This is a genomic window from Sphingobium sp. TA15, assembly GCF_037101235.1.
Classification (GTDB): domain Bacteria; phylum Pseudomonadota; class Alphaproteobacteria; order Sphingomonadales; family Sphingomonadaceae; genus Sphingobium; species Sphingobium indicum.
In genome coordinates, this window is record NZ_AP025355.1 from 1,269,787 (window position 1) to 1,286,662 (window position 16,876).

20 protein-coding genes are annotated in these 16,876 nt (G+C 63.9%); 7 read left to right on the forward strand and 13 right to left on the reverse strand.

What is annotated here, in order from left to right:
* Window positions 1-10: 10 nt before the first annotated feature.
* The 6 genes from Sj15T_RS06415 to Sj15T_RS06440 all read left to right on the forward strand — a co-directional run bounded on the left by Sj15T_RS06415 (window position 11) and on the right by Sj15T_RS06440 (window position 3,830).
* Window positions 11-229 (forward strand): hypothetical protein, encoded by a 219-nt coding sequence (locus Sj15T_RS06415; protein WP_253720641.1) that lies wholly within the window; start codon window positions 11-13, stop codon window positions 227-229.
* Window positions 230-392: 163 nt separating this feature from the next.
* Window positions 393-1,055, forward strand: a complete 663-nt coding sequence (locus Sj15T_RS06420; RefSeq protein WP_013040281.1) for a peroxiredoxin-like family protein — start codon at window positions 393-395, stop codon at window positions 1,053-1,055.
* Between the two features lie 7 nt (window positions 1,056-1,062).
* Window positions 1,063-1,251 (forward strand): hypothetical protein, encoded by a 189-nt coding sequence (locus tag Sj15T_RS06425; protein ID WP_013040282.1) that lies wholly within the window; start codon window positions 1,063-1,065, stop codon window positions 1,249-1,251.
* A 30-nt stretch (window positions 1,252-1,281) separates the two neighbouring features.
* A complete protein-coding gene (locus tag Sj15T_RS06430; protein ID WP_013040283.1) occupies window positions 1,282-1,914 on the forward strand; it encodes a glutathione binding-like protein in 633 nt (210 codons plus the stop codon).
* 69 nt (window positions 1,915-1,983) lie between these two features.
* Window positions 1,984-2,859: a glutathione-dependent disulfide-bond oxidoreductase gene (gene yghU, locus Sj15T_RS06435; RefSeq protein ID WP_013040284.1), complete on the forward strand. Its 876-nt coding sequence runs from the start codon at window positions 1,984-1,986 to the stop codon at window positions 2,857-2,859.
* Window positions 2,856-3,830, forward strand: coding sequence for a LysR family transcriptional regulator (locus Sj15T_RS06440; protein ID WP_013040285.1), 975 nt, complete (start codon window positions 2,856-2,858; stop codon window positions 3,828-3,830). The genes yghU and Sj15T_RS06440 overlap by 4 nt, the downstream gene beginning before the upstream one ends.
* On the opposite strand, the gene Sj15T_RS06445 is transcribed toward Sj15T_RS06440, so the two are convergent.
* From Sj15T_RS06445 to trbB, 11 genes are all read right to left on the reverse strand, one after another.
* Complete coding sequence (locus tag Sj15T_RS06445) at window positions 3,763-4,002, reverse strand: DUF2274 domain-containing protein (RefSeq protein ID WP_013040286.1); 240 nt, start codon at window positions 4,000-4,002, stop codon at window positions 3,763-3,765. The two genes, Sj15T_RS06440 and Sj15T_RS06445, sit on opposite strands and share 68 nt — an antisense overlap.
* Window positions 3,999-5,153 (reverse strand): TrbI/VirB10 family protein, encoded by a 1,155-nt coding sequence (locus Sj15T_RS06450; protein ID WP_081440649.1) that lies wholly within the window; start codon window positions 5,151-5,153, stop codon window positions 3,999-4,001. Before Sj15T_RS06450 ends, Sj15T_RS06445 begins: the two co-directional genes overlap by 4 nt.
* A 110-nt stretch (window positions 5,154-5,263) precedes the next feature.
* On the reverse strand, window positions 5,264-6,331 hold the full coding sequence (trbG, locus tag Sj15T_RS06455; RefSeq protein ID WP_013040288.1) for a P-type conjugative transfer protein TrbG: 1,068 nt from the start codon (window positions 6,329-6,331) through the stop codon (window positions 5,264-5,266).
* Window positions 6,328-7,011, reverse strand: a complete 684-nt coding sequence (gene trbF / locus Sj15T_RS06460) for a conjugal transfer protein TrbF (RefSeq protein WP_013040289.1) — start codon at window positions 7,009-7,011, stop codon at window positions 6,328-6,330. The genes trbG and trbF overlap by 4 nt, the downstream gene beginning before the upstream one ends.
* Entirely contained in the window at window positions 7,011-8,375 is a 1,365-nt protein-coding gene (trbL, locus tag Sj15T_RS06465) for a P-type conjugative transfer protein TrbL (protein ID WP_013040290.1), read from the reverse strand. Before trbL ends, trbF begins: the two co-directional genes overlap by 1 nt.
* Before the next feature lies 1 nt (window position 8,376).
* Entirely contained in the window at window positions 8,377-8,769 is a 393-nt protein-coding gene (trbK-alt, locus tag Sj15T_RS06470) for a putative entry exclusion protein TrbK-alt (protein ID WP_013040291.1), read from the reverse strand.
* Window positions 8,770-8,782: 13 nt separating this feature from the next.
* Window positions 8,783-9,559: a P-type conjugative transfer protein TrbJ gene (gene trbJ, locus Sj15T_RS06475; RefSeq protein ID WP_013040292.1), complete on the reverse strand. Its 777-nt coding sequence runs from the start codon at window positions 9,557-9,559 to the stop codon at window positions 8,783-8,785.
* Window positions 9,556-11,994: a conjugal transfer protein TrbE gene (gene trbE, locus Sj15T_RS06480; RefSeq protein WP_013040293.1), complete on the reverse strand. Its 2,439-nt coding sequence runs from the start codon at window positions 11,992-11,994 to the stop codon at window positions 9,556-9,558. The genes trbJ and trbE overlap by 4 nt, the downstream gene beginning before the upstream one ends.
* 14 nt (window positions 11,995-12,008) lie before the next feature.
* Window positions 12,009-12,290 carry a VirB3 family type IV secretion system protein gene (locus tag Sj15T_RS06485; protein ID WP_013040294.1) on the reverse strand — a complete coding sequence of 94 codons (282 nt, stop codon included), beginning with the start codon at window positions 12,288-12,290 and terminating at the stop codon, window positions 12,009-12,011.
* Window positions 12,290-12,631: a TrbC/VirB2 family protein gene (locus tag Sj15T_RS06490; RefSeq protein ID WP_013040295.1), complete on the reverse strand. Its 342-nt coding sequence runs from the start codon at window positions 12,629-12,631 to the stop codon at window positions 12,290-12,292. Before Sj15T_RS06490 ends, Sj15T_RS06485 begins: the two co-directional genes overlap by 1 nt.
* Window positions 12,628-13,620, reverse strand: coding sequence for a P-type conjugative transfer ATPase TrbB (trbB, locus tag Sj15T_RS06495; protein ID WP_081440650.1), 993 nt, complete (start codon window positions 13,618-13,620; stop codon window positions 12,628-12,630). Before trbB ends, Sj15T_RS06490 begins: the two co-directional genes overlap by 4 nt.
* Before the next feature lie 183 nt (window positions 13,621-13,803).
* Between trbB and Sj15T_RS06500 the strand changes: the two genes are divergently transcribed.
* A complete protein-coding gene (locus Sj15T_RS06500; RefSeq protein WP_041385923.1) occupies window positions 13,804-14,406 on the forward strand; it encodes a hypothetical protein in 603 nt (200 codons plus the stop codon).
* On the opposite strand, the gene Sj15T_RS06505 is transcribed toward Sj15T_RS06500, so the two are convergent.
* Both Sj15T_RS06505 and Sj15T_RS06510 read right to left on the reverse strand, forming a co-directional pair.
* The gene (locus Sj15T_RS06505) at window positions 14,345-14,857 is read right to left on the reverse strand and encodes a hypothetical protein (protein ID WP_041385925.1); all 513 of its coding nucleotides are present in this window, start codon (window positions 14,855-14,857) and stop codon (window positions 14,345-14,347) included. The genes Sj15T_RS06500 and Sj15T_RS06505 overlap by 62 nt on opposite strands.
* A gap of 5 nt (window positions 14,858-14,862) precedes the next feature.
* Entirely contained in the window at window positions 14,863-16,854 is a 1,992-nt protein-coding gene (locus tag Sj15T_RS06510) for a conjugal transfer protein TraG (RefSeq protein ID WP_013040299.1), read from the reverse strand.
* Window positions 16,855-16,876: the final 22 nt, after the last annotated feature.

Consider the following 16,876-nt stretch of genomic DNA (forward strand, 5'->3'; position numbering starts at 1 on the left):
GCGCTGGACCTTGCCGGACTATCTGCGTGAGGTCCAGAAGGCGCTCGGTGCCGACCTGACGCAGTTCAACGGCGAGGACAGCTGGACCCTGCCGATGCCCGCTCGTTATGTCATCGCGCAGGATGGCACGATCGCTTACGCCGAGGTGAATGCCGACTACACCCGGCGCCCTGAGCCTTCGGCCATTTTCCCGGTTCTTGAGCAACTGGGGCACTCGCAGGTCGCCTGATTTCTCTCGACAATTTGCTCCAATCGGATCTTCGGCGCTCAGGGGTGCCGAAGATCAGGTTTGGCAATTGGAGAGGGCAGCTTTCTGAGCCCAGCCTACGGCACGGGCAGCGGAGAGAATGCGACAGCATCGAGATCTGCGTCATTCGCCAGAGGAATACTCCATGTCACTCCGCGCCGAATTAAGAGCCTTCCACGCCGATTTCATGGGCCAAGTGCCCGCCGAGATCGCCGCCGCCATGACCCAAGCTGATCTTGACCTCAGTGCCACGGGTATCCTCGATCGAGCGTTGAAAGCTGGCGACCGTGCTCCGCATTTCACCCTGCCGAACAGTACAGGTGGCGTCATGAGCCTCGCTGGAGCCATCAAGGACGGCCCAGTGGTGTTGAGCTTCTATCGCGGAGGCTGGTGCCCTTACTGTAATCTCGAGCTGCGTGCGCTGCAAAAGGCTCTACCCGACTTCACTGCGTTGGGAGCGTCGCTCATCGCTGTCTCGCCACAAACGCCGGATGAGTCTTTGAGCACCGCCGAGAAGAACGATCTTGCGTTCGCGGTGCTCAGCGACACTGGCTCGTCCACGGCAAAAGCGTTTGGGATCGCATTCGATCTCGCCAAAGAGTTGCGGCCAATCTTTACAAAATTTGGCCAAGCTTTGCCCGACCGCAACGGGGATGGCAGCTGGATGCTGCCGCTCCCCGCCACTTATGTGATCGACCGCGACGGCATCATCGCCTTCGCCTATGTCGACGTCGATTATCGTAATCGGCTCGAACCCGCCACCATCGCAGCGACGCTTGCGGCGCTCGCGCGCCGCAAGGTGGCATAGGTGAAGTATGGCACGCGCCGCACTCTCCTTGGCCCATCGGCTCTACGATAATTCGGAGGCGCTGATCGCGGCGTTCGCTGCGGCCAACTATCCCTACGCAGCGCCGATGCTCCTGTCGCTCCAAATCGCCAAACCGCTCGTCGCGCGTGCTCTGACATTCCTGGTCGCGAGCCCCGTCAAGCCATCCAGCCACTGAATTCCACTTAGCCAGACAAGGACACCTGCCATGATAGACGTCTATGCATTCGCCACGCCCAACTCAGTCAAGGTTCCCATCGCGCTCGAGGAGATGGGGCTCGACTATACCCTTCATTCGGTCGACATCCGCACTGGTGGTCAGAAAGATCCGGTCTTCCGCGCGTTGAACCCCAACGCCAAGGTGCCTGTTCTGATCGATCATGACGCCAGCGGTGGCCCGCTCGTTCTGAGCGAGAGTGCCGCCATTCTGATCTATCTCGCCGAGAAGACAGGTAAGCTCCTGCCCGCGTTCGGCGCCCCGCGTGCCCGGGTGTTCGAGCAACTCTTCTTTCACGGCACCGCCATGGGTCCGGCCTTTGGTAATGCGGGCTATTTCCAGAAATTCGCTCCGGAGCGCATCCCACACGCCATCGAGCGCTTCCTGGGCGAAGCCAACCGTGTGACGGGTGTGCTCGACGCACTGCTCGCGAAGCAGAAGTTCGTTGCCGGCGACGAGTTCAGCATCGCCGACATCGTTAATTTCGGCTGGCTGTGGCAGCGTGAGTTCGTTGGCGTCAATTTCGACGCGACGCCCAATCTCGCACGCTGGTTTGCCGAGCTCGACGCGCGCCCCGCCTTCCGGCGCGCGATCTCCAAGACAACCGCGCTCGCCGCGAGCTAGACGGCATCACGATTCCCGACACGTCACCCTCAACTTAGCGTTGGGGCTTATCTCTTGAAGGAGCGTCACATGTCCGATCATCAAGAATATACCGCACCCAAGGTCTGGGTCTGGGACAAGCCCAATGGCGGCCAGTTCGCCTCGATCAACCGGCCCATCGCGGGCGCCACTCACGATAAGGATCTGCCGATAGGCGAGCACCCGTTGCAACTCTATTCGCTCGCCACGCCGAACGGTCAGAAGGTATCGATCCTTCTCGAGGAGTTGCTCGCGCTAGGACACGAAGGTGCCGAGTACGACGCTTGGCCGATCCGCATTGAGGATGGGGACCAGTTCGGAAGTGGCTTCGTCAAGGTCAATCCTAACTCCAAAATCCCTGCCCTGCTTGACCGTTCAGGCGCCGCGCCGATCCGCGTGTTCGAATCTGGCGCAATCCTGACCTATCTGGGCGAGAAGTTCGGCGCCTTTCTGCCGACCGATCCGGCCAAGCGCGCGGAGACCTTGTCCTGGCTCTTCTGGCAGATGGGCAGCGCGCCTTATCTCGGCGGTGGCTTCGGCCATTTCTATGCCTATGCGCCGACCAAGATCGAATATGCGATCGATCGTTTTGCGATGGAGGCCAAGCGCCAATACGACGTGCTTGATCACCGTCTGGCGGATAGTCCCTATCTGGCAGGCGATGACTATTCGATCGCAGACATTGCGGCATGGTGCTGGTACGGGAATGTCGCACTGGGTCGGCTCTATGGGAATGCAGCGGAATTCCTGGCGCTCCACGAATATGTCAATGTCCAGCGTTGGGTGGCGGCGATTGCCGGCCGCCCCGCCGTGAAGCGCGGGCGAATGGTCAACCGTGTTAGCGGCGAACTGTCCGAACAACTTCATGAACGCCACGACGCGAGCGACTTTGACCTGCGGACGCAGAACCGGATTCGCCTCCCTTGAAGCGATCGAATGGAGCTGAGCTTCGTCATCTGCGCTATTTGCTGGCCGCTGCGGATCATGGCAGCTTTCGCAAGGCGGCATTTTCACTCAACGTCCAGGAATCTTCTGTCAGCAGGCGAATCCGTGATCTTGAGGACCAACTCGGTGCTTCCTTGTTTCAACGTCATCCTGGTGGCGTAGATTTGACGCTGGCAGGAAAACGCTATCTCCGGCGAATACGGATCGCTCTTCAACATATCGACGATGGCGCCAAGGATGTCGCCGCCATCGGGCGTTCTGAGGACGGTTGTATAAAGGTCGGCATTTTTACGTCCCTGGCGTCCGGCTTCCTGTTCGAATTGCTCCGGACCTACGCGAAGAAGCATGCGGGAGTCCGGGTGGAGTTAATTGACGGCAATCCTGCCGAGCATGTGGCGGCCGTGCGCCAGCTTCGGCTCGATGTCGCCTTCATAACCGGCACGGCGGAATGGGCGGATTGCGAAACGGAACAGCTTTGGTCGGAGCGTGTGTTTGTTGTCCTGCCGAGTGAACATCCGCTGACAGACAGGGATGAGCTTCATTGGCACGAACTCGCCGCCGAGAGCTTCATTGTCAGCGATGCGGCGCCAGGACCGGAGATCCATGACTATCTGGTGCAGCGACTTTCTGACCTCGGCCGTCACCCCGAAGTCCACGCCCAATATGTCGGGCGAGACGTCTTGCTGTCCATGGTTGCGGTAGACCGTGGGCTAACGCTCACGAGCGAGGCGACCACAGGAGCGCAGATCCCTGGAATTGCCTACCGGCCAATCGCCAACGAGGTGCTGCCATTCAGTGCCATTTGGTCGCCACGCAATGATAACCCTGCTTGTCGCCGCCTCCTGAGTCTGGCCCGATCGATGGCACGAAGCGGCGCTGTGACCGTTACTCCTGCGGTTTCGGGATCGCCATTGCCCGCCGCGCTCTTGCAAAGCCTCGATCCGTCTCAATGAACCGTTGCAGCATCGGCACGATCAAACGCGCGGGATCGGTTGGTGGATGGTTGTTCTCTCGGCCAAGAATTTCGGCATAGGCAGCCAAGTCGCGATGGAGCACCGCCGGCAGATCCAACGTGACCTTGACCGGCTTATCGTCCGCGAGCGGGCCGAGTTTCAGCTTGGTCATGGCACGCTCCCATAGGATTCGAGTACAAGATCGCGGGTGACAATCACACGGACGGGGAATCCCGGCCGGATTGTCAGGGTTGGTGCGATATTGAGCTGACGACTGACGATCTGCTGGCCGGTCTGGCTGACACTGTTGGATGCACCCTGGCGGAGTGCGCGCAAGATGTCGCTCTCCTGGCCGGACGATCCCGCTTCGGCGCCCACGCTGAGCAGGGTCGAGAGTGCTGCGGCCTTGAACAGTTCGCCCCAGTGATAGTCGACGCCGTCTTCCAGGCCAGCGTAGCCTTCGGAGTCCGCGCCCGGTTGGCGTTCCATGACAATGCTGCGCCCGTTCGGAAAGATCAGCCGGTTCCAGACGAGCAGGATGCGCCGTTGGCCGAAGCCGACGCCGTTGTCATATTGCCCAATGATGCGTGTGCCCTGGGGCACGAGCAGAATCTTCCCCGTTGGGCTGTCATAGACGTTTTCCGTCACCTGAGCGGTAATCTGACCGGGAAGATCGGAACGAATGCCGGTGATGAGCGCAGCGGAAATCACCGCCCCGGCCTGAAGCACGTTCGGCGAAACGGGCGCGGCGACACGATCAGGCGAGACGGTGCGCTTGTCCGGCGTTTGGTTAAGGAAGGCGAGCTGACGATCCTGCGCCGAAGGTGTCGCCGGCTGTGGCGCAAGGCCCAGGCTGGCAAGATCGGTCTGCGGCAGGGCCGTGGTGTTGGGTTGTGCGATCGTCCCGGAATTTGCGGGTCGCGTCTCGGTGGACGCAAACAGACGTGCTGTCCTTGCTGATTCCAGTTCCTGCGCTCGCCGTTGCTCCTCCGGGCTGGGGCCAGTTGGCGCGGTCGCAACAATTCCCGGCGTCGGGACAGGTTGCCCGGCATTCTGCGCATTGAGGATCGGACGACCGAGATCGCCTGGCAGCGGGGGGCCGAGCTTCGGCACGCCGCTATAGTCCTTCGGCAGTCCGGCAAGCCCATCCGGCGTTGTGCGGCTGTCGGTCGAATAGAGTTCCTGGCTCTGGTTGCCGCCGTTCCGGGTCTGGAGCGCATCGATCAGCGCGCCGCCGATGCCGACGCTGGCAAGAAGGCCAAGGCCGGCGAGCACCTTGCGCGACAGGCGGGTGACGCGCGGCGGCTCGGGGCGCAGCCGCATAGGTGCGACGGGCTCACCGGTCAGCGGCCGGGCATCGTCTTCACCCGACGCTTCGGGCTGCGCAGCAGCGTGCGTTTCCGGCCCCTTCTCCTTCTCGGGCTCGAACTCACTCACGACGCGGGCCTCCCGTCGGTGCGGGAGATGCGGACGCGCTTCTGATTCTTGTCGGCTCCGAAACGCAGTTCGGCGGCGGCAAAGAGCCTATCGACGATCATGTAGTTGCCGCGCACGCGGTAGTTCACGAGTTCAGAGGTGTCACCTTCCGGGCCGACGACAAACAGAGGCGGCATCTCGCCCTGGCCGATCCCGCGCGGAAACTCGATGAATATCTGCTTGCCGTCATCAAAGGCGCGCAGCGGTCGCCACGGGGCACGGTCGCCTGTCACCTCATAGCGGAAGTTGACGCGGGCGAGATCGATGCCGTTCGCAACGGGCTGCGTGGCCTCCGCCTGTTGGTTCTGACGGCGCAGCGCGATGAGCTGGTCTTGCGGATATTGCCAGGATACCGACGCCATGTAGGTCGTGGGCGTCGAGCGCAATTCCATATGATAGGTGCGGCGGTCGGTATTGATGACGAGATTCGTCATGAGGTCGGCGCGCGTCGGTTTGACGAGGATATGGACCTGCTTGGCCGCACCCGTCCCGCTCTCGGTGTCGCCGATGATCCAGCGCACGGTGTCGCCGGCGGCGACAGGGCCAGAACCCACGAGCTGTTCGCCAGGCTGGAGGCCGATGTCGGTGATCTGTCCCGGCGAGGCATAGACCTGATAGAGGGCGCCATCGACGAAGGGATAGACCTGCATCGAATTGATGAAGCCGTTGCGTACCGGCTGCACGCGCGCGGCCGCATTGGCCTGGTTGACCCGCGCGGTCGGATCGACGGCTTCCGGCTCGGGCTTGGCATCCTTGCCGACAGGCTTCAACTGTCCGGGAAGCGGTAGTGGTTTCGGCAACTCCACGATCTGCACCGGCTTGGGCGGATCGGCGGCCTGCACGGCGGGCATGGCGTCGTCGTAGGAGATTTCCGGCGGCGGCATGTGGCCAGCGCATCCGGCGAGCGCCGAGGTGTAAAGCAGGAGAAGCGGCAAGCCGGATTTACGGAAAGCCGGAATGGCGTTGATGAGGAAAGCCGGACGCCCTGCACTCCAGGGGGCGGCTTTGTGGAGTGCTGGCGTCATTGTCCAAGCTCCTTCGACCAGTTGATGGCGTTGATGTAAATTCCGAGCGGGTTCTTCCTCAGCGTGTCGGCATCGCGTGGTGGCTGCACGGCGACGGTGAGGATGGCGGACCAGCGTTCGGTGGAAGCGAGCGTGCCGTCCTGATAGCGGCGCTCGCTCCAGGCGACGCGGAAGCTTGATGGCGAAGCGCGGATGACGCTCGACACGTCCACCGCGATCTGCGTCTTGCCGACCTTGGCGAAGGGATCGTTGGCGCGGGCATAGTCGTTGAGCGCCAGCGCGCCGCCCTGCGTGGTGAAGTCATAGGCGCGCAGCCAGTTCTGCCGCACGATGATGACATCGGCCGGGATCGAGCGAACCTGTTCGATGAACCGCGCGAGGTAGAAGGCGATCTGCGCGTCGTTCGGCTGATAGTCGGCCGTCGCAGGCGCGACGGCCTGCGCCTGGCCGAGCTTGTCCACCTGCACCACCCAAGGAACGATCGAGCCACTCGTCGATTGCCACACCAGCGCGGCAGAGAGACCGGCCGACAAAGCGAGCGAGCCGAAGGCCATGAACCGCCAGTTTCTAGCCTGCACGCGGGCGGAACCGATGCGGTCGTCCCAGACCTGTGCCGCACGTTGATAGGGCGTCTCAGGACCAGGGGATTTGCCGTAATGGGTGGACGGTCGTTTGAACATCAGCGGTCACTTTCGGAGAGGTTGATCGAGGAGCCGCCGCCATGGCTGTCGCCTGACTTGACGGCGTGTGCGGCAGCGGAAACGCCATGTGAAAGCTGCTGCGAACGCTTCATGCGCCTGGCCCAGGACGGCGGGCCGTCAGGCGGCGCGGCGGACGCGGGGGCCGCTCCGGCCTCTGCGGTTTCGCCGCCGATGGTGCCGGCAGTGGACGAGCCGCCCGACACCTCGAACGCAGCGCGTGCGCCCGACTGATAGCTGGACTTGAGGCTGTCAGCCGCGCGGCCGGCGGCACGCTTCAATGGCGAGACGGCGGCCTGTGCCCCCGTGCTGGCGACATTGCCAAGGCCGGACGCTACGGCGGATGCACCGGATTCTCCGGCGGCGCCAAGGCTGTAAGCCGTCGAAGCACCGCCGGCGAGCGCTGCCCCGCCACGGGCGGCAGCGGCAGCGCCACCGGCGAGAGCGCCTACACCGCCCGCGGCAGCCCCAAGGGCAGCGCCGCCCGCCATCACCATGCCGCCAGCGGCCAGGCCGGTTCCGACCGCGGCTCCCGCCCCAAGCTGGGGGCCGCCAGAGACGAGTCCGTTGGCGATGCCGGGGCCGAAGATGCCAAGGCCGAGCAGCGACAGCGCGGCCAGCACGATCGCCATCGCGTCGTCGATCGTCGGCGTGGCGCCGCCAAAACCTGCGGTGAATTCGGAGAAGAGCGTCGAGCCGATGCCGATGATGACGGCGAGCACCAGAACCTTGATGCCGGACGAGATGATGTTGCCCAGCACCCGCTCCGCCATGAAGGCGCTCTTGCCGAACAGGCCGAAGGGAATGAGGACGAAGCCGGCGAGTGTTGTCAGCTTGAACTCGATCAGGGTGACGAAGAGCTGGACGGCGAGGATGAAGAAGGCGAGCAGGATCAGCGCCCAGGCGAAGAGCAGGCAGGCAATCTGGATGAAATTCTCGAAGAACGAGACCCAGCCCATCAGGTCGGAGATGGAATCAAGCAGCGGGCGGCCGGCGTCGAGGCCGGTTTGCGCCACCTTGCCGGGGCGCAGCAGGTCGGCGACGGAGAAGCCGGTGCCGCTCGCCTTCAGGCCGAGCCCCGCGAAACTCTCGAAGACGATGCGGGCGAGATTGTTCCAGTTGCCGATGATGTAGGCGAAGACGCCAACGAACAGCGTCTTCTTGACCAGCCGGGCAATGATGTCGTCATCGGCGCCCCATGACCAGAACAGGGCGGCGAGCGTCACGTCGATGACGATCAGCGTCGTGGCGATGAACGCGACCTCATCGCCGAGCAATCCGAAGCCGCCGTCGATATAGCGGGTGAAGACCTCAAGGAAATGGTCGATGACGCCAGTGCCTTGCATATCAGCGGACCTCCGGCCGAGCCGGTTCAGGCTGTGAGTCTGGTGAGGGCTTCTCGGCCGCCGGCACACTTTCCTTGCGGGTCGGATCTCCGGCGGGGAACAGCGTGGTCGGCGCTTGCGGCGCCGTTGCCGACCGCGGTTGAACGCTCCGACCGAGAAAGCGGTCACGGTTCTCGGCCCAGAGATCGAGACAGGCGGGATCGCGCGTGGCCGCTTCGCCCTGGTCGCGGCAGTCCTTGAGGAGCTGACGCAGCGCTCCGGTATCGGCGCGCTCGCGAACAAGCGCGTGGCTCTGTGGCTCCTCGGGCTTGCGCGTGAACTCGATCACGGTTGCGGTGATGGCGATGCCGACGAAGACGACGGCGCCGATCCGAGCAATCATCTTGCCGTCCATTGGCGTCGCCCCCTCAGTTGCCGCTGTTCGGGAACATCCGGGCGTTGCCCGGCTGGTAGCCCGTGCCCGGCGTCAGGAAACGGCGACGCTGCTCGCGGCCCTGTTCGGCGGCCGCAGCGCGCTCGGCGTCGGACAGGGCCTGCGCCCGGCCGTTCGCGGCGACGACAGCTGTGAGGTCGGCAAGCTGCTGCGCCTGCAATGCGAGGAGCTGGTTGCCGGCCTGCGTTGCCTGAAGCGCGCCGGTCGCCGACTGGCTGGCGCCGACCAGCGCCGACATCTGCGTGCGGTTGGTGTCGATATTGCCGACGACGGTGGCCTGCACGCGCATGGCGTCCTGAAGGCTGCCGACCGTGTTCTGCCAGCGCGAGCGAGCGTCAGCCACGAGCTGCTGGTCCGGGGCCGACATCGAGGCGGTCGAGTATTTCTGCTGAAATGCCCGGTCGATCTGCTGCACGTCATAGGCAATGTTTTGTGCCTGTTGGAGCAGCTGCTGCGTCCGTTGAACGGACTGCTGAAGCTGTTGCAGCGACGAATATGGCAGACTCGCCAGATTGCGGGCCTGATTGATCAGCGACTGCGCCTGATTCTGAAGCGAAGTGATCTGGTTGGTGATCTGCTGGAGCGATCGCGCCGCCGTCAGCACATTCTGCGCATAGTTCGAGGGATCGAAGACGATCCCGCCGAAGCCGAACTGGGCGAAAGCGGGCGTCGCCAGCATAGGAGCGACGGCGATGGGAGCGATAAGCAGCGCGGCAGCGAGCCGCGCTGCGCGGGTACGGCGCAGTTTCATGAGGGTTTCTCCAGGTTGGTGAGGTTGGCAGTTAGATCGGCCGCCCAGCCCACGCCGCGCTGGCGTAACCAGGCGTCGAGGAAGTTGTCAGGCCCGTGATCGGCGATGATGCGGGCGATAGTGGCCTGGTCGGCTTTGGAAGAGGCCGCGCAGAGCGCCAGCGCCACCTCGGACAGGCCTAACTCGAACAGCCGGTTGCCGCGCCGGGACTGGCAGTAGTAGTCGCGCTTGGGCATGGCCCTCGCGAGGATCTCGATCTGGCGATCATTGAGACCGAAGCGGCGATAGATGGTTGTGATCTGCGGCTCGATCGCTCGCTCGTTCGGCAATAGGAGCCGGGTCTGGCAGCTCTCGATGATGGCAGGCGCGATGGCGCTGCCGTCGATGTCCGACAGCGATTGAGTAGCGAAGATGACGGAGGCGTTCTTCTTGCGCAGCGTCTTCAGCCACTCGCGGAGCTGGCCGGCGAACCCCTCATCGTCCAGCGCGAGCCAGCCTTCATCGACGATGATGAGCGTGGGCGATCCGTCGAGTCGATCTTCGATCCGGTGAAAGAGATAGGCGAGCACGGCGGGCGCGGCCTCGGTGCCGATCAGCCCCTCCGTCTCGAACGCCTGGACCGTCGCCGTGCCGAGATGTTCATTCTCGGCGTCGAGCAACCGCCCCCATGCACCACCGATGCAATAGGGGCGCAGCGCCTGCTTCAAGTCATTAGATTGGAGCAGGACACAGAGGCCGGTGATAGTGCGCTCTTCAACCGGAGCGGAGGCCAGGGATGTCAGCGCTGTCCAGATGTGCTCCTTCACCTCGGGCGTGATGGCAACGCCTTCGCGGGCAAGGATGGCGATGATCCAGTCGGCCGCCCAGGCGCGTTCGGCCGTTGCCTCAACGCGGGCGAGCGGTTGAAGGCTGACGGACGTTTCCGAGCCCTCCGTCAGTCCACCGCCCAGATCATGCCAGTCGCCGCGCATGGCGAGCGCGGCTGCGCGGATCGAGCCGCCGAAATCGAAAGCGAAGATTTGCGATCCGGGATAGCGCCGGAACTGAAGCGCCATTAGCGCCAACAGCACGGACTTGCCCGCGCCGGTCGGGCCGACGATCAGCGTATGGCCGACATCGCCGACATGAAGAGAAAACCGGAACGGGGTGCTTCCCTCGGTCTTGCCGAACAGCAAGGGGGGCGACCCGAAGTGCTCATCCCGTTCCGGCCCCGCCCACACGGCGGATAGGGGAATCATGTGGGCGAGATTCAATGTGCTGATGGGGGGCTGCCGGACATTGGCGTAGACGTGACCTGGCAGGCTGCCGAGCCAGGCATCGGCCGCGTTGATGGTCTCCGCCATCGCGGTGAAATCGCGGCCCTGGATGGTCTTCTCGACCAGTCGCAGCTTTTCGTCGGCCGTGCGCGGATCGGCGTCCCACACCATCACCGTCGCGGTGACATAGGCGATCCCGGCATAATCGGCGCCCAACTCCTGAAGCGCGAGGTCCGCATCCGCCGCCTTGTTCGACGCATCCGTATCCACGAGGATGGATGCCTCGTTGGTCATCACCTCCTTCAGGATCGCGGCGACGCTCTTGCGCTTGGCGAACCATTGCCGCCTGATCTTTGTCAGCAGCTTTGTCGCGTCGGTCTTGTCGAGGAGGATCGCGCGCGTTGACCAGCGATACGGAAAGGCCAGGCGATTCAGATCGTCGAGCAACCCTGGCGTCGTCGCGGTTGGAAAACCGGTGATCGTCAGGACGCGCAGATGCGACGCACCCAATCGTGGTTCCAACCCTCCGGTGAGAGGCTGATCGGCCAGCAGTGCATCGAGATATATGGGCGTTTCAGGAACGCGGACGCGGTGCCGTTTGGTCGAGACGCAGCCGTGCAGATAGGTCAGCGTTTCGCTGTCCGACAGCCAGGCGCATTCCGGCATGAAGGCTTCGACCAGCCGGAGGATGCGGTCGGTGCGATCAGCAAAGCCGGTCAGCGTCTCGCGCGGATCAAGTCCGACCTTCTCCCGCCCCTCATAGAGCCAGCTTTCCGCGCGCGCGGCATCCTCGGCCGGCGGCAGATAGGTGAAGGTCAGGAAGTAGCTCGACTCGAAATGCGCGCCCGCTTCCTCGAAATCCGCCTTGCGTTCGGCATCCACCAGCGCCGATGCGGCGTCGGGGAAAATGCTGGCCGGATAGGTCGCGGCGGCATGGCGCTGTGCTTCGACGAAGATCGCCCAGCCGGAGCCGAGACGACGGAAGGCGTTGTTGAGGCGACCGGCGACGGCGACCAGTTCGGCCGGAACAGCGCTGTCGAGATCCGGGCCACGGAAACGGGCCGTGCGTTGGAAGCTGCCGTCCTTGTTGAGCACGACGCCCGCGCTGACTAGTGCGACCCAGGGCAAGAAGTCGGCGAGCCGGCTGTTCTTGTTGCGATATTCGGCAAGGTTCATCATGGGCGTGTCCTCGCTCAAACCGTGAGATGCGCAGGGACGCGCAGATGCCGACGCACGACGTCGACGAAGAGCGGATCGCGTTTGGCCGCCCACACCGCCGCGAAATGGCCAATCGCCCAAATGGCGATGCCGATCAGCCAAAGGCGCAAGCCGAGGCCCACGGCACCGGCCAGCGTCCCGTTCAGAATCGCGATGGCGCGCGGGGCGCCGCCGAGCAGGATCGGCTCGGTCAGCGCCCGGTGGACCGGCACGGTGAAGCCCGGAACCTCATTCCCCTGATCGACAGCGCCCACCATCAGACCAGCGCCCCACCGCCGAACGAGAAGAACGACAGGAAGAAGCTCGACGCGGCGAAAGCGATCGACAGGCCGAACACGATCTGAATCAGGCGGCGGAAGCCGCCCGATGTGTCGCCAAAGGCCAGCGTCAGGCCGGTCGTGATAATGATGATGACGGCGATGATCTTGGCGACCGGGCCTTCGATCGACTGGAGGATTTGCTGGAGCGGTTGTTCCCACGGCATCGATGAGCCGGAGGCATGGGCGGGCGCGGCCATCACAACGGAAAGCGTGGCGATGGAAACGGTCATGGCGAGACGGCGGCGCGCAAGGCGCAGGCGTTGAACGGCAGGCATCATGAGGAAGCTCCTTCTTCGGGCTGGGGGAAAATGGCGGCGTGTGCGACGCGGTAATCGCCGTCCGGGCCGAGGCCCTCGACACGGGCGAGTTCGGTGAGCCGGCGCGCGGAACCGCGGCCGGAAAGGACGGCCACGAGGTCGATCGTCTCGGCGATCAAGACGCGCGGAACGGTGACGACTGCTTCCTGGATGAGTTGTTCCATGCGCCGCAGCGCGCCGATGGCGCTGCCGGCGTGGATTGTGCCGACGCCGCCAGGATGTCCGGTGCCCCATGCTTTCAGAAGGTCCAGCGCCTCCGCGCCGCGCACCTCGCCGATGGGGATGCGATCAGGACGCAAGCGCAACGAGGAGCGGACGAGATCGGAGAGCGAGGCGACGCCATCCTTGGTGCGCATCGCAACGAGGTTGGGCGCGGCGCATTGCAGTTCGCGCGTATCCTCGATGATGACGACGCGATCGGCGGTCTTTGCCACCTCGGCGAGCAGCGCGTTGGTCAGCGTCGTCTTGCCGGTGGAAGTGCCGCCCGCGACAAGAATGTTGGCGCGCGAAGCGACGCCTTGGCGCAGCGCGTCGGCCTGCCCGGCGGACATGATCCCGGCCCGAACATAGTCGTCGAGCGAGAACACCGCGACGGCGGGTTTGCGGATCGCGAAGGTCGGCGCCATCACCACGGGCGGCAGAAGTCCCTCGAAGCGTTCTCCCGTCTCGGGCAGCTCGGCCGAGACACGAGGCGCCCCGGCATGGACTTCTGCGCCAACATGGTGTGCGACGAGGCGCACGATGCGCTCGCCATCCGCCGGCGACATATATTCGCCCGTGTCGGACAGTCCTTCGGAGAGCCGGTCGATCCAGATGCGCCCGTCCGGGTTCAGCATCACCTCGACGACGGACGGGTCTTCCAGAAACCGGCCGATGGCAGGACCGAGCGCAGTGCGCAGCATCCGCGCGCCCCGTGCCAGACCTTCCGAATTGTGATGTGAAGCGGCCATCTGATCCCCGATCTCGCCGGGGAGACATCAGACGGTCCCCGGACGGGGATGATTAAAAGAGCCAGAAGTTGGGCCGATTCAACAAGAAATCAGAGGCGTAGTAGTGCAGCGTGCAAATACAGGAGAACGGCGGTAACAGCATTGGCGTTCGGCTTCTGATCCGATCAGCGCTATGCTTGAGACATGAACACGACTGACCAACTCCCGCGAGTTTTCCAGGCAAACGCCGACCGCTTTTATCAGCGCGTGATCCTGGGGGCGCTCGACCAGCTCCCGACGCACGGCACGCTGCTCGTCGGGGAAGCGAGCACCATGAACGAGTTCCTGGATCGCTGCGCTGCTCAGGTCGACAACTACACGGCCAACGAAGCCGCGAAGGCTTTCGCGCTCACGTTTGACGGCATGTTCGAGCGTCAGCTTAGCCGATGGGCGAGCGGGCACGGCGTGACGGCAAAAGGCTGGGAGAAGTTGCTCAAGGGCTGCGCGCAGATCGCCTCGCTCGATCTTGCGGCCATGGCAATCGACGATGACCTCAATGAACTGCATCTGGTGGCAAACGTGGTTCGTCACGGAGACGGTCGATCATGCGATGAACTGAAGGCACACGCGCCGCGACTTTGGGACAACCCGTCTCTGGACTATTATGATCTCGCGCCCGGTCCGGTGCCGGTGAGCGATGAGCTTCGGATTCGGCTCGATGATTTGCGGCGCTACGCGCGTGCTGTCACTCGATTTTGGGGTCATGTGGACCCGCTCCCGAACGCTGTGCTCGATCCGCCATACTGACATCGGCTTGCGTCGATTGTGCGCCCACGTCTTCGGATAGCTCCTGTCTCAGCTTCGGCCCCTTCGCCAACCGCCGTCCGAGCGCCGTGACGAAGGCGTCGTAGCGCTCGCCGGCCTTGGCGCGGGCGGCCTGCGCGGCAGGCTCGGGCAAGGCAGGCGTGGTCGCAAGCCAGAAGCGGATGAACACCGCCAGGCTCTCGACGGCGATGCCGACATCACGTTCCAGTCGGGTCATGCGCCGGTCGAGCTGATCGAGGCGCTTCGCCAGCACCGCTTCCTGGCGCTCGGCTGCGTCAGGCGACAGAAAGGAGGCGATGGCGGCCTCCGCGATCATGGACTGCGGCTGATCTCTTCGCGCGGCATGATCGGCCAGCATCGCCAGAATGTCGGGGTCGAGATAGACAGAGATCTGCGCCTTTTTCTTGCGGAGACCCTTATTGTGATCCGCCATGGCCGTCACAGCTCCATGCCGTCGTTCGGATCGAGCGAGACCTGCCGCGCCACGCCCTGCATGATCCCGGTCATGCGCCTGTTGAGCGCAGCGGCGTCCTCCATGTCGTCGTCGCGATCAGCATCGATCTCGAACTCGTTTTCGATAGGCGCCTTTTTCTCAACCGGCTTCACCCGGTTGAGTTCGGGTTGCTGGCGGCGCTCGGATTCGGTCGGGTCATCGCCCTGACTCTCAGGCGCAGGCTTCGCCTCCACGAGTTGGGGCCGTGGCGGCAGTGGCAAGACTGTCCAGTGGTCAGGCCGTGCTTGCTTCGGCGCGACCAGCGCCGGTGGCGGCAGGATGCGCTCCTTGAATCGGGCATCCTCATAGTAGCGGGCCTTCTTGGCCCGGATCGGCGGCGTACCGGCCACCATGACGATCTCGTCGGTGGGCGGAAGCTGCATGATCTCGCCCGGAGTAAGCAATGGCCGAGCGGTTTCCGAGCGCGACACCATCAAATGCCCGAGCCAGGGCGACAGCCGGTGGCCGGCATAGTTCTTCATCGCCTTCATCTCGGTCGCCGTGCCGAGAGCGTCGGACACACGCTTGGCGGTGCGTTCGTCGTTGGTGGCGAAGCTGACGCGCACATGGCAGTTGTCGAGGATCGAGTTGTTGGCACCATAGGCTTTCTCGATCTGGTTCAGCGACTGCGCGATCAGAAAGCTCTTCAAGCCATATCCCGCCATGAAGGCCAAGGCTGACTCGAAGAAGTCGAGACGACCGAGCGCCGGGAACTCATCGAGCATGAGGAGCAACCGATGGCGTCCGGCTTTGGCCTGGAGGTCTTCGGTCAGACGCCGTCCGACCTGATTGAGGATCAGGCGGATCAGCGGCTTGGTGCGATTGATGTCGGAGGGCGGCACCACAAGGTAAAGCGTCGTCGGATGCCTGGCCGTCACGATGTCGGTGATCCGCCAATCGCAGCGCCGGGTCACTTCGGCCACCACCGGATCGCGGTAGAGGCCGAGGAAGGACATGGCGGTGGAAAGCACGCCCGACCGTTCGTTGTCGGATTTGTTCAGCAGCTCGCGCGCGGCGCTGGCGATGACGGGATGCGCCCCGGCCTCGCCGAGGTGGGCCGTCTTCATCATCGCGGCAAGCGTTGACTCGATCGGTCGCTTCGGGTCGGACAGGAAGGCGGCGACGCCGGCGAGCGTCTTGTCCGCCTCGGCATAAAGGACATGGAGGATCGCGCCGACCAGAAGGGCGTGGCTGGTTTTCTCCCAGTGGTTTCGCTTTTCGAGGCTGCCTTCCGGATCGACCAGGATGTCGGCGATGTTCTGGACGTCGCGCACCTCCCACTCGCCGCGGCGAACCTCGAGCAGTGGATTATAGGCCGCCGACTTGGCATTGGTCGGATCGAACAGCAGCACGCGGCCATGCTGAGCGCGGAAGCCGGCCGTGAGCTGCCAGTTCTCGCCCTTGATGTCGTGGACGATCGCCGAGCCCGGCCAGGTGAGCAGCGACGGCACGACCAGACCCACACCTTTGCCGCTCCTGGTCGGGGCGAAGCAGAGCACATGCTCCGGCCCGTCGTGGCGAAGATAGTCATGATCGTAGCGGCCAAGCACGACGCCATCGGCGCCAAGAAGCTCGGCGGCCTGCACCTCCTGTCGTTCGGCCCAACGCGCCGAGCCGTAGGTTTCGACTTTTTTCGCCTCGCGCGCGCGCCAGACCGACATTCCAATGGCGACCGCCACGGAGATAAAGCCGCCAGACGCGGCGATATAGGCGCCCTCCACGAAGATCGACGGCGCATAGGCGTCATAGCCATACCACCACCAGAAAAAGGCGGGCGGCAGATAAAAGGGAAAGCCGAACAGCCGAAACCAAGGCTGCCCAAGCTCCGGCTGGAATGCGAGACGCCATGCGACCCACTCGGTTGCGCCCCAGACGCAGACGAGGATGATCGAGAGGACGGCGAGGATCTGACCCCAAAGAATTTTCGTTGCGGGCATGGCAATGGGTCTTTCTGTAAAT